The organism is Pseudoalteromonas sp. CO325X (assembly GCF_004208955.1).
GTDB lineage: Bacteria > Pseudomonadota > Gammaproteobacteria > Enterobacterales > Alteromonadaceae > Pseudoalteromonas > Pseudoalteromonas ruthenica.
This window is the reverse complement of the sequence record NZ_SGPG01000022.1, coordinates 127,630-142,810: the sequence shown is the minus strand read 5'-3', so window position 1 is coordinate 142,810 and position 15,181 is coordinate 127,630. Positions and strand designations below refer to the sequence as shown.

Annotated in this window: 17 protein-coding genes; 9 read left to right on the top strand and 8 right to left on the bottom strand. The window is 44.7% G+C overall.

The window, feature by feature from the left end; translation table 11 throughout:
• Positions 1-41 precede the first annotated feature (41 nt).
• Positions 42-992, bottom strand: coding sequence for a PIN domain-containing protein (locus tag EXT46_RS12860; RefSeq protein ID WP_130147724.1), 951 nt, complete (start codon positions 990-992; stop codon positions 42-44).
• A gap of 531 nt (positions 993-1,523) precedes the next feature.
• Positions 1,524-2,084 carry a type 1 glutamine amidotransferase domain-containing protein gene (locus EXT46_RS12855; RefSeq protein WP_130147722.1) on the bottom strand — a complete coding sequence of 187 codons (561 nt, stop codon included), beginning with the start codon at positions 2,082-2,084 and terminating at the stop codon, positions 1,524-1,526.
• A 439-nt stretch (positions 2,085-2,523) separates the two neighbouring features.
• Here EXT46_RS12855 and EXT46_RS12850 point away from each other — a divergent pair, with 439 nt between their 5' ends.
• The 4 genes from EXT46_RS12850 to EXT46_RS12835 all read left to right on the top strand — a co-directional run bounded on the left by EXT46_RS12850 (position 2,524) and on the right by EXT46_RS12835 (position 5,544).
• Positions 2,524-2,739 (top strand): hypothetical protein, encoded by a 216-nt coding sequence (locus tag EXT46_RS12850; RefSeq protein ID WP_022946522.1) that lies wholly within the window; start codon positions 2,524-2,526, stop codon positions 2,737-2,739.
• 45 nt (positions 2,740-2,784) lie between these two features.
• The gene (gene astB / locus EXT46_RS12845; RefSeq protein WP_130147720.1) at positions 2,785-4,137 is read left to right on the top strand and encodes an N-succinylarginine dihydrolase; all 1,353 of its coding nucleotides are present in this window, start codon (positions 2,785-2,787) and stop codon (positions 4,135-4,137) included.
• A gap of 100 nt (positions 4,138-4,237) precedes the next feature.
• A complete protein-coding gene (locus EXT46_RS12840) occupies positions 4,238-4,912 on the top strand; it encodes a lytic transglycosylase domain-containing protein (RefSeq protein WP_022946520.1) in 675 nt (224 codons plus the stop codon).
• Between the two features lie 92 nt (positions 4,913-5,004).
• Positions 5,005-5,544 carry a DUF2937 family protein gene (locus EXT46_RS12835; RefSeq protein WP_165381124.1) on the top strand — a complete coding sequence of 180 codons (540 nt, stop codon included), beginning with the start codon at positions 5,005-5,007 and terminating at the stop codon, positions 5,542-5,544.
• Positions 5,545-5,626: 82 nt separating this feature from the next.
• Here EXT46_RS12835 and EXT46_RS12830 read toward each other — a convergent pair whose 3' ends face one another.
• Positions 5,627-6,181, bottom strand: a complete 555-nt coding sequence (locus EXT46_RS12830; protein ID WP_165381122.1) for a DUF922 domain-containing protein — start codon at positions 6,179-6,181, stop codon at positions 5,627-5,629.
• A gap of 223 nt (positions 6,182-6,404) precedes the next feature.
• Here EXT46_RS12830 and EXT46_RS12825 point away from each other — a divergent pair, with 223 nt between their 5' ends.
• On the top strand, positions 6,405-7,148 hold the full coding sequence (locus tag EXT46_RS12825; protein WP_022946515.1) for an EAL domain-containing protein: 744 nt from the start codon (positions 6,405-6,407) through the stop codon (positions 7,146-7,148).
• A 17-nt stretch (positions 7,149-7,165) separates the two neighbouring features.
• Here EXT46_RS12825 and EXT46_RS12820 read toward each other — a convergent pair whose 3' ends face one another.
• A complete protein-coding gene (locus EXT46_RS12820) occupies positions 7,166-8,479 on the bottom strand; it encodes a PAS domain-containing methyl-accepting chemotaxis protein (RefSeq protein ID WP_053910432.1) in 1,314 nt (437 codons plus the stop codon).
• A gap of 230 nt (positions 8,480-8,709) precedes the next feature.
• Between EXT46_RS12820 and EXT46_RS18960 the strand changes: the two genes are divergently transcribed.
• From EXT46_RS18960 to EXT46_RS12805, 3 genes are all read left to right on the top strand, one after another.
• Positions 8,710-9,933, top strand: coding sequence for an HD domain-containing phosphohydrolase (locus EXT46_RS18960; RefSeq protein ID WP_205988240.1), 1,224 nt, complete (start codon positions 8,710-8,712; stop codon positions 9,931-9,933).
• Between the two features lie 138 nt (positions 9,934-10,071).
• Positions 10,072-10,347, top strand: a complete 276-nt coding sequence (locus tag EXT46_RS12810; RefSeq protein WP_205988243.1) for a PepSY domain-containing protein — start codon at positions 10,072-10,074, stop codon at positions 10,345-10,347.
• Entirely contained in the window at positions 10,347-10,874 is a 528-nt protein-coding gene (locus EXT46_RS12805; RefSeq protein WP_130147711.1) for a cytochrome b/b6 domain-containing protein, read from the top strand. Before EXT46_RS12810 ends, EXT46_RS12805 begins: the two co-directional genes overlap by 1 nt.
• Positions 10,875-11,238: 364 nt before the next feature.
• Here the strand turns inward: EXT46_RS12805 and EXT46_RS12800 are convergent, their stop codons facing one another.
• The 4 genes from EXT46_RS12800 to EXT46_RS19110 all read right to left on the bottom strand — a co-directional run bounded on the left by EXT46_RS12800 (position 11,239) and on the right by EXT46_RS19110 (position 13,313).
• Positions 11,239-11,805, bottom strand: coding sequence for a hypothetical protein (locus tag EXT46_RS12800; RefSeq protein WP_130147709.1), 567 nt, complete (start codon positions 11,803-11,805; stop codon positions 11,239-11,241).
• An 8-nt stretch (positions 11,806-11,813) separates the two neighbouring features.
• Positions 11,814-12,557 carry an AHH domain-containing protein gene (locus tag EXT46_RS12795; RefSeq protein WP_130147707.1) on the bottom strand — a complete coding sequence of 248 codons (744 nt, stop codon included), beginning with the start codon at positions 12,555-12,557 and terminating at the stop codon, positions 11,814-11,816.
• Positions 12,558-12,710: 153 nt separating this feature from the next.
• Positions 12,711-13,016 (bottom strand): hypothetical protein, encoded by a 306-nt coding sequence (locus tag EXT46_RS12790; protein WP_130147705.1) that lies wholly within the window; start codon positions 13,014-13,016, stop codon positions 12,711-12,713.
• Positions 13,017-13,181: 165 nt separating this feature from the next.
• The gene (locus tag EXT46_RS19110) at positions 13,182-13,313 is read right to left on the bottom strand and encodes a hypothetical protein (RefSeq protein WP_276319721.1); all 132 of its coding nucleotides are present in this window, start codon (positions 13,311-13,313) and stop codon (positions 13,182-13,184) included.
• 416 nt (positions 13,314-13,729) lie between these two features.
• On the opposite strand from EXT46_RS19110, the gene sbcB reads away from it, so the two are divergent.
• Entirely contained in the window at positions 13,730-15,181 is a 1,452-nt protein-coding gene (gene sbcB, locus EXT46_RS12785) for an exodeoxyribonuclease I (protein ID WP_130147703.1), read from the top strand.

Below are 15,181 nucleotides of genomic sequence, written 5' to 3'. Positions count from 1 at the left end.
GGAGCGGAAAAACGTTCCCTCAGCATGCGCTTGTTAAGCTTTTACACGAACAACTCTTTAAATTCATTGAGTTTTTCTTCTTCAATATCATCTTTATGGGCTTTTGCTATTTTTTCGCCAAAAGCTTTCACATCAGCATCCTTTGCAATCCAGTTAATTTGTTCATTTATAAGATATGCTTCGATAATTTTCATTGCCTGAGACTGATTAAAGGACCCAAATGAACTTAGCTCTGAAATGACAGAATGTGTGCGCTGGAATGACCCAGAATCTTGCAAGTTTTCTATAGCAATGTTCTTTTCTATCTCGGCCACATTCGTCGCTTCTGGATGGTTTTTTGATATGTACTGAGAAAGTCGCTTATAAACGAATAGTTCACCGCTCTTTCTTTTCTTCCATTCTCGTCTCAAGAACTCATTTGCTTGGTCTTTCTGAAGCTCACTGAAGTAGTCTCCATCATCAGTAACTATGTGTAGGTCATTATCGTCCGGGACTGCTTGCAACAAACTCAGCCAATTTACTGCATCCCCGTAAGACCCTTTTTTTCCAGGAGGATTTCCAAGATCATAACGAAGAAGTGCAGAATCTGTTATTTCCTGTGTTCGTTCAATCTTTTTTCCAGATTTAAATATCTCATTAATTGCCTCGTCTGCCTCTAAATTCTGTGCTTCAATTTTTTCACTAACATCGTTGAGAATACTCTGCTTCAGCCTTTTGTATTCCTTGAGATTCTGAATCAAATCATCTGCTTTATCAGAATATCTAACAATCTGTGGAACTTGCCCGTTCTGAGACTCTTTCTTAAATTCTGAAATTACCTGATTGATGACAGACTCCCTGTTTCGCCAAAACTCATCTTCTACTTGTTCAGGCAGCCATAGAGTGAGGCGTTCATGTTCATGAAGAACAAGAGCCTTTTTTAATTCATCAATACTTTCGCTCGATAGATTAAAGAATGTGAAAAAGATATTTGTATCGATAAATAGTTGCATTACTTCGATAGGTCCTTGTGATGCATAACAGCTTATTAGCGTGCATTTCGGGTTAAGCCGAATAGGTTTTTTGTATTTTTACCACGCTAACGTTCATTTATTATTAATAAAACATTAAGCTATCAGCGCTTGGGGCTGATGTCGATACCGGGATTGTTGTGGAAAACACACAATAAGATAAGCTTCGCATGTTATGAAAATAGATAACTTCTTTAATTTCAGATATTTGGAGTTGTTATTTACTTTTTTTGGCTGGTATTACATTCCATAACACGCCCTGTTGGATAGGTTTTCGGGCGCTTCACCTATGAGCATGTCCAATGTGGTGAAGCATAAAAAACCATATGGCTATTAAGAAGAAATATTAATACCCAAAAAGTAGCGCTTAAAAATCTGAGTCTGCTGCTTTTCATATAAACAATCTCGCTATGTTTACTCGTGGGTTTACTAAAATATTGCTTCATTTATTGCATCCACAAAAAAGCCAGCAGTGAGGCTGCTGGCTTTTATATTGAGAAGTAAAAGGGCTAATTATTCGCTGTGGCGACCTTCCCATACCTCTTCAACTAGTTTTTTGTTAAAGGCTTGCAAATCGCCAGGCTTGCGGCTAGTGACCAGGCCATTATCAACCACAACTTGCTCGTCTACCCAATCGGCTCCGGCGTTTTCTAAGTCGGTGCGTATACTTGGGTACGAGGTGACTTTGCGCCCTTTTAGTTTATCAATTTCCGCTAGCATCCACGGGCCGTGGCATATAGCTGCAACCGGTTTGATGTAATCTTCTTGGAAGAAACCATCCACGAAGCGTTTTGCTTCAGTGTCTTGGCGCAGTGCATCGGGGTTAAATAAGCCGCCGGGCAGCACCAAGGCGTTGTATTCAACCGCGCTGACTTCTTGCGCTAGCTTATCTACTTTTATTTCTTCACCCCAGTGGTCGTCCTCCCAACCTCGAATAGTGCCTGGCTTAATAGAGATAATGTCTACCTCGGCACCTGCATCGAGTAACGCTTTACGAGGAGATACCAGTTCGCTTTGTTCGAACCCATCAGTGGCTAGGATGGCTACTTTCTTACCTGCTAAAGGTGTACTCATATTAATCTCCTTTAAATTAAACACATTTAAGTATGAGCAGCCATCATGCCAAATTAATAAATCATTGAAGTTAATAGCTTTTATATCTTTTGGCTATATTTTTAGTGACAGCTTGCCTGCAAAGCTTTCAGGCTTTAATGAAACACTTACATGACTAAACGACGGGTGCTTAATACTTGCACACACTGTGCAAAAGCATGGTGCAACCACAGTTAAAAATGACCCAAAACAGTGCTTAACACCCCTTTTAAATACCCCCATCAAGCTATAGGCCTCTGTATTTATTACTCTTTGTATTAATGGCACAGATTATTCATTAACTACTGTGTCACCCACCTTAGGAGCGCCGTTATGCAACAGCTACGTGAAACCCTTTACCTACTTTGGCATTTCGATATTAGTATTTGGCAAATTCATGACTATGCGCAGGGTAAAGACGATGAATAGCCTCGCGTCTGTGATGCCCCGCTTGTTGAATAAGCAAATTAGCGTCTCGCAAGCGGCCGCTCATACTAAGCTCTCTAAACGGGAAATATATAAGGCGCTACGCATGCACGACCAAAGCTCATCGCGGGGCACTTTGCTCAAGCGGCGCCAGCAGCTATTAAAACAACTCAATGACGTTGACATTGCACTTGCACAACATCACCGGTAGGTTTAAAGCTGCCCTTTACTGTTACAGGCATTTTTAAGGAGTACTATGCACAGCTATGAAGTAAACTTTGACGGCTTAGTGGGCCCCACCCATAACTACGCCGGATTGTCTTTTGGTAATGTTGCCTCTAAGCGTTTTGCAGCGCAGCCATCTAACCCTAAACAAGCGGCCTTGCAGGGGCTTGAGAAAATGCGCACGATGCGCCAGCTGGGTTTACACCAAGGTGTACTGGCCCCTCACGCACGCCCTCATATGGCATTGTTAAAGCAGCTGGGGTTTACTGGCTCGGATGCACAAATACTCGAAAAAGCGTACAAATATAACCCGACTTTATTAAGTGCGTGCTTTTCTTCATCAGCAATGTGGAGTGCGAATGCTGCCACCGTATCCCCCTCAAGCGACAGTGCTGATAACCGCGTTCATTTTACGGCGGCCAATTTAAGCAATAAGTTGCATCGTTCCATTGAAGCGCCAACCACAGGCCGGGTATTACAAGCAACGTTCGCTAGTTCAAACTATTTTGCCCATCACGCCCCCTTACCTGGGCACGACCATTTCGCCGATGAAGGCGCTGCAAATCATACCCGCTTATGCCCAAAGCACGGCGATAAAGGCTTGCATTTATTTGTGTATGGGCGTGAGGCCTTTAATGAAGGCGGCGTGAAACCACAAAAATTCCCTGCCCGCCATACCCTTGAGGCCAGCGCTGCGATTGCCCGCTTGCACCAGCTCGATGATAGCCAACAGCTGTATATTCAGCAGAATCCAGAGGTGATCGACCAAGGCGTATTTCATAATGATGTCATTGCCGTTGGTAATGAGCAGCTGCTTTTTTGCCACGAGCAAGCCTTTTATAAGCAACACCAAGCCCTGGATACAATAAGCTCTGCTTACAGTGCACTGTATAACGACGCCCATCGCCTTAGTATTGTTGAAGTACCCACCGAGGCGGTGAGTGTTGCCGATGCCGTGAGCAGTTATCTGTTTAATAGCCAGCTTATTACCCTGCCTAGCAATGCCACAGCGCTGATTGCGCCGCAGGAGTGTGCTGAGAACCCAGCGGTTAAGGCGTATTTAGATGATTTACTCACACAGCCAGATACCTTGGATGAAGTCCATTACGTGGATATCAAACAAAGTATGCAAAATGGCGGTGGCCCAGCTTGTTTGCGCTTACGAGTGGTGTTAAATGAACAGGAATTGGCTGCCACAAACCCAGCCTGTTTATTCTCTGACAAGTTACATCACACCCTAAGTGATTGGGTGAAGCGTCATTATCGTGACCAGCTATGCCAGGACGATCTGCGCGATCCACTGCTGTTCCAAGAATCTTACGCCGCCTTAGATGAATTAACTAAGCTTATGAATTTAGGCAGTATTTATGATTTTCAGCAGTGATCGCTTAGCGCCTTAAAGCGATCGTGCAATGGCTATTTTATCAGCCAAAAGGCTGACCCTGTGCTAGGCTTAAAGAACGTTTATCACAGGGTTTGGCACTATGTTGTTAACGCGCATCATCTTCGCCTCCAGTATTTGGATGGCCTGCTCCATATCCGCCTTTGGCGCCAACGATCCGGTGATCTACCACTATTACAACAGCGAGGGCATTGCGGTATTCACCGATCAAAAACCAAAAGTCAGTGGCTTTCGTGTTGTTGAAGTAAAATGCCAACGCTGCGAGCAATCGCGTTATCAAAGCTGGTATTCAACCCCTTTGCACCCCTACAAGTTTCGTCAAACCTTGTACGAAGAAGCGCTCAAAAATGACTTAGATGTGGCATTGTTACAAGCCATAGTGCATGCCGAATCGGGCTTTAACCCTAATGCGCAATCACATAAGGGCGCCAAAGGGCTGATGCAACTCATGCCTTTACTAGTCAAAGCCTACAATATCGATAACCCCTTCGACCCCGATAGCAATATTGCCGCCGGCAGCGCCTATTTTGCGAAGCTATTAAAGCGCTTTAAAGGAAATACGAAACTGGCCGCAGCGGCCTATAACGCCGGCCCTGGCAACGTTGCCCATTACAGTGGCGTGCCTCCTTTTCAGCAAACCCGCGACTTCGTTAAACGTGTCGATATTCTCCATAATCGTTACCGCCAACATCAACAGCTATTAACTTTAACAGTACCACGCCAATACCCGAACGGATTGCTCAGTGCAGCGCGCTAGCTAAGCTCAGACATACCAATTGTGTAAGTGAAGTGATAACTTAATCACCATAACTGGAGTCAGTGCGGCAATGTGCCCGTAGATGGATGTGTATGCTTAAAGATATTATTCGTTGGTGTCGTCATTATGTGCGTTTATGCGTGTTTTTTATTGCCGCGTTGCTGGGTTTGCAAGTGCCGGGCTTCGTTGACGATTATGGCCATGCACTGCGTGCAAGCAGCGACGAGGTAACACAGGCCATTGCCCCGTTTAAAGACGACGCAAAACAATTCTTTGATGGATCCTTAGAAAAACTGTTGGCTCACTATCAACAAAGTGACGACCGCATTTACGCCAAAGGCGGTAACAACTTAGCCTTACTCTTGGAGCGCCAAGAGCAACTAGAGAACGCAGTATCCGATTATCAAAGTAACCCTTATTGGCACTTGCTGACTGCGCCGGTGATTGATGTTGGCCAGTCGGTATGGCAATCCTACCGCCCGCAAATCCAACTGAACATGGCCTCTTTGGGCAGTGCCTTAGTGGTGGCGTTAATGATTACTTGGTGTGTTGAAGGGCTGTTTGTTTTATTAACCAGTGCCCTACTCGTTTTGCTATCGCTGTTTATAAATGTGCGAAGCAAACCTTCATAAAGCCACACCATAGATAGCTGAGCTGGGTTATTGGCAGCTGCTCTAGGAAAAAAGCAGCTGCGGTTGCCATTTAAGTGAAGTACTAAAGGTGATCCACCAGCCACGCCTTTTCAGTGCGGCCATGATTGGTTTGCTCGTCGTATGCTTGCAGTTGCTGCGCTAGTTCTTGTTTCAGCGCATTGCCGATAAGCGCGGCCTGTTGCTCAATCACACGGCAACTGCCCAGCTCGGGAATGGCCTCTAGTTGCTCGTCGATGCGCTGTGCCATCGCCTTTATCATACGGCCATGTTCATGCTCATGCTCGGCCAAAAACGAAAACCACTGCGACCACGCTTTTTTCACACTCTCAGTACTATCTGTTAATTGTGGCAGCGTGTATTCCAGCTCTAACGTAGTGGTTACCTTATTGATATCACATTGGCGAGACTTACTATCAAACCAAAACTGCCAGCGGATATCGTAGTAGGTGTAACCATGCACAACCTTGTTATCACGCTTTACCGGCGAAGCACTATCGAGTGCGTGTAAAAGACCATCGGGCGCGTCGGCACTGACGGCATAGTTTTGTGTGGTTTCATCAATGACAAGTTGAGCATGAAGCGAAAATGAAAAAAGTAAAAAGATGAGATAGCGCACAAGAGTTCCTTTTTGGCGTTGGCTTGTTAACGCCGCTATTTTATCAAGTACGTGGGTTTGTACCACTAAAAGATAACAATTGTGTGAAATATCATAAATTTGCTGCTAACTGTGGAGATTATGCTCAGGTCTTTCTAAAAATCATCGACTTAGCTTGTACAGTCCACGAATACCAGCTAGTGTTTATACTAGTGTTTGAAGTTAATAATAAGAGAATTCATTGATGGCATCTCAGTGTCGCCGCTGCATTAACACGCCCCCTCTCCCTTTTGATTTTACCATGGCGTTCCAACCCATTGTTGATTGCCAACAAGGCGAGGTATTTGGTTATGAAGCGCTTGTGCGTGGTGTTAACAATGAACCGGCCGGTGCGGTAATAAGCCAGCTTACCGATGAAAATAAATATATGTTTGATCAGCATTGCCGCATTAAAGCCATTGCTTTGGCTGCCAAGCTGCAAATACCGTCGATGCTGAGCATTAACTTTTTACCGAATGCCATCTATGAACCTGAACGATGTATCAAAACAACTCTGGAAGCCGCTGAGCGTTACCAGTTTCCTATCGAGCGAATTATGTTCGAGTTTACCGAAGCTGAAAAGGTAGGTGATGCGCACCATATCAAACGCATCGTTGAGTATTATCGTAAATTGGGTTTTATGACCGCCACGGATGATTTTGGCGCCGGTTATTCAGGCCTTAACTTATTAGCTGACTTTCAAACCGACATTGTTAAATTAGACATGTTGATGATCCGCAATATCGACCAGGATAAAACCCGACAGATCATCATAAAAAACTGCGTGAATTTGCTGCGTGAGCTGGGTATTCAGGTGCTTGCCGAAGGCATTGAAACAGAGGGCGAATATCATTGGTTGCGAGCAGCCGGCATTAATCTAATGCAGGGTTATTTGTTGGCGAAGCCCCAGTTTGAAGGGCTCCCAGAGGTACATATACCGAGTCACTGAACGCTTGAGCGGCTGCCTTAAGACAGCCGGTTAGCAAATTGTGATACCGCATCCACGACTTTTTGAGACGCTTCGCGTATTTCCTCAATTACCGCACTGGCATCATTGACTTTCTCAGCCACCTCGGTGGCTGTGTCTTTATTTTCACCTATGGTTTGCACTGCTTCCAAGGTCAGTTGCGCGTTATCATTGACCACCCCAATGATTTCTTCGGTCGACTTTGAGGTTCGCGAGGCCAACTCTCTGACCTCATCGGCAACGACCGCAAAACCGCGCCCAAGCTCACCTGCCCGCGCAGCTTCAATGGCGGCGTTAAGCGCCAATAAGTTGGTTTGCTCGGCGATACCGCTGATAGCTTGAACAATTTTATTAATTTGCGCCGATTGCGCTTCAAGGGCATTGATTTTCTCAGACGCACTATCCATCTTTGCCGCTAATTGGCTCATAACCGCTGCGGTTTCTTCCATAATCGCAGCCCCACTACTGGCACTACTTTGAGTGTTAATTGAGGTGTCGTAAGCGATTTGAGCTGCATGATTTACCTGGCTTTCGCGCTCTACTTGCGCAGTGATGTCGGTGGCAAACTTAACTATCTCATAAAGCTGACCATGGCTGTCGAAAATGGGGTTATAAGAGGCTTCGAGATAAATTTCTCGTCCCTGCTTGTCGATACGCTTAAAACGATCGGCAATGTAATCTCCGCGATTAAGTTTTTGCCAAAACTCACGATACTCATGGCTATTAGCCAGTGCGGGCTCACAAAACATGCTGTGGTGCTTGCCTTTGACTTCTTCAAGGCGATAACCCACAGTGTTTAGAAATAAGTCGTTAGCGTCGATAATATTTCCTTGAGGGTTAAAGCGGATCACGGCCATAGAACGCTCAATAGCGTTGATGACATTTTCATTGTGCCTTGAGGTATTAATGGTGCGGGTTAGGTTCGATGCGAACAGATCAAAGTGCGTACAGTGCCCACTGGCATCCACAATCGGCTGCAATATCACACGTAACCATAAGTGCTGGTCATTGTTTTGCATTTCCAAAGCACCAGCCCAGTGTTTGCGCTGAGTTAGCGCATTTTTAAGTGCCTTATAGTGCTCTGTGTTGCGCGCCAAATTTGGCACGAAGTCGAGCAACGCCTTGGCCTGCCACGCGTGGCTGCTAATCTGGGTCTCAGTTTCAAAAAGTGTGTTGGCAGAGATAATCACCCCCTGCAAATCCAAAGTTAGATGGATCATCTCTTCACTTAAACTAGAGAATATTTGCTTGTAAGTAAGCACTTCATCTTGCAAGCTTTTCAGCTCAGCGAGGTGACTTTTTCGCAGAAACATGGTGGTACCATCAAAGTAAATAATAAAAGAGCTAGCGCTTAAGAACGTTTTGCATGGTGCGGTGGATCATAAAGCAGCTTATCGCTGCGCCATTTGATATAGCGCATAGCATTCCCCTTAAGTTAAATGCTCACCCTTGATTTATTATTGTATTATTATGCAGATATAGCGAACAGTAAAATGCGACGAGTGTAAAAAATGGGTTCAGCGGATACTTTAAAGAGCAATATATGAGAGGACTAACTCGAAATCAAATAGTTGTCCTCTATGCTCTCATTAGCACTCTTTGGATAGTTTCCAGCGATTGGTTATTGGCATTAGTATGGGGAGACTTTGAGGACTCGTTGGCGCTTTCTATTGGCAAAGGAGTGAGTTTTGTCCTGCTAATGTCTGTGGCCTTGCACTTGTTACTGAAGAAGCTCAATAACGCTCAAACCTTGGTCTCTGCCGCCAAAAGCGATGAGCAGCTGCTCCTGTACAAATTACCCAACTACTTTAAACACATGCCTATTGTCACCTACGCCATTGAGGTGTCTGCTCAGCGCAGCCAAACCGTGTGGGTAAGTGACAATGTCACCAAAGTGCTGGGATACCAAGCTGAGCAAGCAATGGCCATAGGTTGGTGGTCGAAAAGTCTACACCCAGACGATAGACTCCGTGCTCAAGAAGAAAGTCATCGTATTATCGGCGCCGGTGGCGGACACCACTATTACCGCATCAAGCACAAAGATGGCCACTATATTCATATTCATGACGAAATGCACTTAGTGAGCGGCTCTCACCCGCAGCGCTATATTGGTATTTTGTGCGATATTAGCGCCGAGGAAGGCGCGCTTAATCAGGTAAGACACTACTCTAGCCGGTTAGAAAATACCGTACTTGGCACGGTTGAAGCTATCTCAAGCATGGTTGAACTACGCGACCCCTACACGGCTGGCCACGAGTCCAGAGTGGGTGATTTAGCGGTGCAAATTGCTAAGCAAATGCAGCTCAACGCCGACACTCAATACGGTTTACGCATTGCAGGCTTAGTACATGATATTGGCAAAATCAGCATCCCCTCTGAATATTTGACCAAACCCACGCGCTTAAGCCACAGCGAGTTTGCCATTATTAAAACGCATGCAGAGCATGGCTATCAAATTTTAAAGAGTATTCCTTTTCCTTGGCCTATCGCCCAAGTCGCTTATCAGCACCATGAGCGCATGGATGGCAGCGGCTACCCGCAAGGCTTGAAAGGCGAGGATATTTTGCTTGAAGCGCGCATTATTGCCGTTGCCGATGTGATTGAATCAATGGCCACATCTCGGCCCTACCGCCATGCACTGGGACTGGACGCAGCCCTTACGGAAATAGAAACCAACGCCGGTAAATTATATGACCCCCAGGTTGTTAACGCGGCATTGAGCTTATTTCGTGAGCAAGGCTACCAGCTTTCGCAGCCCACCAACTAAGCTTGGCAACGCTGATAGTGTTTTTGGTTTGTAGGCGGCATTAGGTAATTTGCATATTTATTGATCAAGCGCATTGATCATCTGACCCAGGTTTGTTTTAGTGATACAACAGCAAAAAAGGAGAAACGGGTTATGTGTATTAAACGAGCTCTTTCGCTTACAGCAGCGATATTAATGCTATCTGGCTGTGGCGTTGCCAATGATGTCACCGTCTGTACTGATGCGCCGCAAAGCCAATGGCTGGATCAAAGCGACTTTAAAACAACACTGCAAGCCAAGGGCTATAGCATCAATGAGTTTAAAGTGACCGATGGCAGCTGCTATGAAATTTATGGCACCGATAAAGATAACAACAAGGTAGAAATTTACTTTAATCCAGTCGACGGCTCGGTAGTTAAACAAGAAGCGCACTAGTGAGCAGCACAATTAAAATATGGGATCCGGTGGTACGTATCGTCCATTGGTCCCTCGTTGGCATCTTTATTACCAATTACTTCATTATTGAAGCTGGTGGCTCGTGGCATCAGTGGCTAGGTTACAGCGCTGCCACCCTGGTGTTACTGCGACTAATTTGGGGCCTCTTTCCCTCGGGCTACGCCCGTATTCGCGCAGCCATTATCAACCGCGCTGCGATAAGCGCGCACATCACTCACCTCAAAGAGCGCCATATCCCCACCGAATCCGGCCACAACCCTATTGGCTGGCTAATGGTATTTGCAACTTGGCTGCTATTTATTGCACTTGCCGTAACTGGGTTTATGCTTGAGGAAATCGATGCCCTATTCGGTAACTCGCTACTGCAAGACTTCCATGCCTTGGCAGCTAATACCCTGTATGCTATCGCCATTATCCATATTATTGCGGTTATCGTGGTTGGCTGGTGGGGGCGCATCCCGCTAATACCACCCATGATCACCGGGCAACGAAAAAAACGCGACTAGCCTTTGGCGAATAGGTTGAAAGCTTAAATAAACGAGCTGTTTACACGCGTTTTATAGTGAGTGCCTTTAGGCTCTCATTCCCCGTTATGGCCCTAAACACTCATTTAGCAGTTAAAAAAGTAGTAAGGCATCTATCTATGTTCTCTCAAGTTCATAACCTCCAGAGCCATCCGAAATCAATGTTAAGCATGTATTTATTTCAAATAGTGAGCTTTAGAGATAGCTTTTAAGTTGCTTGGTTCAGTCATGCATTTCTCCTTAAAAAAACTAGCGTAAGCAGTTTCGCCATAGACGCATTAATAGGCTCGATAAATAACTCATTAAGTGAAATTAAAACATAATTTTATTAGGGGGTTGCTGGAGCTTAAAAAATATTGTCCAAATCTTCTTGGAAACAGATCCCTTCAAAGCCATTTTCCTTAACTATATTTCTAAATTCCTCATTACAATACATGCACATGTTTGCAGTATATTTTGACTTAAATATGGGTAAGTTTTCGACTTCCTTTTTAAAAATTAGTTTCTTGACTCCCACCATGACGCCTTGTTCGTATTCCATTACCGTTAACTCGGGATCTTCATTCCCAAAAACCAAAGGGTTGAACAAAACCATAGGTACACCCTCAACATTTAACTTCAGGCATTCACCGGATTGTTCCAAAATTTTCCGCAAAGTTTGATACGCATTTTCGGTCAAAACGAGAAAGCGGGAGTATGGGTTGATATCCTTATAAGTGTTCTTAGAGTTAGCAAAGAAGTTACACTCCAGGCTTTGTTCAGGCCAGATATCCGAAAGCCGATTATTCGTGCTTGGCGCCCTGAGTATATACTCCATTAAGTCCAACTTTTCGGGAGCAAATGGCTTTAATCTATTGGTTAGCTGTCGGACGTCTAAGTCAATAATATCTGCTTTACCACTTTCACGATTCATTCTGTAAATCATGATTTACCATCCCACGTAATGTTTTTCTTTGTCATTACTTCTGAGGGCATTGAATTAAGCTTTATCCTTGTTTTCACATCTTTCAGCCGACCAATAACAATTGCTCTTTGTTTTTCATGCGTTATGTTTGGGTCTATTCCACTAAAAATTGTCTGCTGCAATGAAGCAAACCGCTCCCCTATCCAAGTCTCGTAGTTATAACGGTGAATATTCGCATGGGGCACAGAGTCTGCGGTCGCCCAATCATCCTCTTTGTTCTTTTTATAATTCAACATCCAAACTCCGTTTCGTGGATCGTTTATGCCAATACCGCACTGGTGCAGAGATAACCTTGCATCTAGCATTAGCATTTGTTGATATTGTCCTTTGCCTGGAACTATATGATGGGCTTGGTGATTTCGCGTAGGCTTAAATTCCCCTTCAGCTGTTAAAAATTTGGCTAGTTTATCTGTGGGGTGATGGCCTTCTGATTCAAGTTCACCGGTAGAAGAGCTTTCCGTATACTTACGATACCCTTCCAGCGATTCTTGGGCGACTGCAATCGACAACAATCGCCGTTTCTCGTTTTGTAGGTGCTTCAAATCGCGCTCCAGTTTTTCTAAAAGCTCCCCATCTGTTGAGCCACCCATTCTTTGTTCATAATGTGAACGAGCTTTTAGCTCGTAGTTATAAATAGCCATTTCTAATGGTGTAGGGTTATCAGGCCGGTCAGGCTTAGGATATAAATGAGGGTCTAACATAGTATTTCCTTTCACTATTAATGATGAGCTTGAATTCTTACCTATAATGATTACCAGTTCAAGTATTCTGCCAACACTGAAATAAGCTGAGCCAAGAAATTCAAAGCCTAGGTGTCTAATATTAAGCTTGTGTTTGTATACATGCGATTTTCATTACATAGAATCTACATTTGATTCGATGATGTAGAACCAGGTAACGCCAAAGTAGGTGATTGCGTAAATAAGTGACATGGTCACCATCGTTAGCAGCTTATTCATCAATGTAACCCCTTGTAATGAGATGTATATAGCCACCACCGATACTATGTATAGACTTATATGCATTGTGAACCATACTAATTCTGGCATGCCTAGACTGTGAAAATCACCAACCACTCTTAATCCATAACTTAGTGCAATACCTAGCGGTAAGCCCAAGAACCAAATCAGTACCGCTGTAATAAATTTTTTCTTATTCATCTTTGGTCACCATTTAGTTAACTTTAACGCGAGGTGCTACTGGACAAAATGGCATAAAGTAAGTTCTTGGTACTCTCTTTGAGTTTGATATGTCGAGGCCTTTAATATCTCCATCTACAGTAACTCTGTTTTGGGCGCCAATGACAATACCGTGAATTACTCTACCTAACGGTTTGCAGCCACCATTTTTAGTCCAATCTGCAAAGGAGGGGTTGGACTTTCAAAAGCAAGAACAATAAATTGGTGGGTTCCTTTAGCTAAACCACTTAAGTCTCGTGTTCCGACATAAATAGCCATGCGCATCTACTTTGTTACATGGGGTTGCTTTCACTTACTGTATTTATACACCTGCTAGGCTTTTGCTCTTTCTTTTTACAGCTCTATTTGTACCACTATTATGATACAACCTAAAGTGTTCACGGTGCCCAAGCCAAAGCTTTAGCCAGCCACTTTTAAACTCCGAAATATAAGACTGCGCTTCTTTGACAGTATTACTCTCTGGCTATTCCAATGTGTTAGTATGCCTAGTGCATATTCTTTGCCGAGCAATTTGCATCATCGTATGCCGCTAAGCAGCGTTAAAAATAGACACCTTTTTCGCGAAAAAGTATACACATATTTATACACACAGCGCGACGATTACGACGACACATAATAACAACAGGCAAAGTAGTAAAGCAGCAAGACACTGATTTATATGGAAAAGTAATAATATGGCAGAACTCAGAAACGACAATGACCAGAGTACAATCTACTGGCACGATTATGAGACTTGGGGGGCAAACCCGCAAAAAGATCGTCCCAGTCAGTTTGCTGGTATTCGCACCGATTTAGATCTGAATATCATTGGTGAGCCGCTTATTGAGTATTGCCGTCCGGCGCCGGATTATCTCCCCCACCCCGAGGCCTGTTTAGTCACGGGGATCACGCCGCAGCATGCGCTGCGTCATGGCCTTAATGAAGCAGAATTTATCGCTAAAATTCATGACGAATTCGCCCGCCCCAATACCTGTGTGGCTGGTTACAACAGTATTCGTTTTGATGATGAGGTTAGCCGCTACACTTTATACCGTAATTTTTATGACCCTTACGCTCGTGAATGGCAAAATGGCAATAGCCGTTGGGATATTATTGATTTAGTACGTGCCTGTTATGCCCTACGCCCGCAAGGTATTAACTGGCCGCAAAAAGAAGATGGCAGCGTCAGCTTCCGCCTTGAAGACCTAACCAAAGCCAATGGCATTGAGCACGCCGATGCCCACGATGCCCTGAGCGATGTAAAAGCCACAATTGCACTGGCAAAACTGATTAAAGACACGCAGCCCAAGCTGTATCACTTCTTTTTTTCGTTGCGCCATAAAAAAGCGCTGCTTGATTTGGTGGACGTTTATAACATGACGCCACTAGTGCATACCTCATCGCGTATTCCTGCAAGCCAAGGCTGCACGACTTGGATTGCGCCAATGAGCTTTCATCCCAGTAATAAAAACGCGGTGGTGTGCTTTAATTTAACGCAAGACCCGCAACCGCTGTTGGATCTAAGTGTCGATCAGTTACGGGAGTATCTCTATACCCGTCACGATGAACTGCCCCCTGGGCAAGCGCCGATTGGCTTGAAATTAGTGCATGTCAATAAATGCCCTATTCTTGCCCCTGCGAAAACCTTGTTGCCAGAGAACGCCGAACGTTTGGGGATCGATCGCGAACAGTGTTTAGCCCATTTAAAGGTGCTTAAGGCCCACCCCGAGCTACGCGATAAGGTCGCCGAAGTGTTTAACGACACGCGTCATTTTGCTAATACCGGCAACCCCGACTATCAACTTTATAGTGGTTTTATCAGTAACAGTGATAAGGCTAAGTTTGATATTATTCGCGCCACTGAACCCATGCAGCTCGCCGGTTTAGACATAGACTTTGAAGATGATAAGTTCGCCACCTTGCTGTTTCGTTATCGCGCCCGTAATTGGCCGGAAACGCTGACCCCCAGCGAGCTTGATTCGTGGCGAAAGTACTGTCAAAACAAACTAATGAATGGCGAGGACAGCCCCTCTATTGGCGCGCAAGACTTCATGCTCAGCCTAGAAAACCTAGTGCACGAGAATGAAGGCAATGAGCGCAATATGGCGGTACTCAAAGCTCTGTACCACTACGCCCAAAGCCTGTAG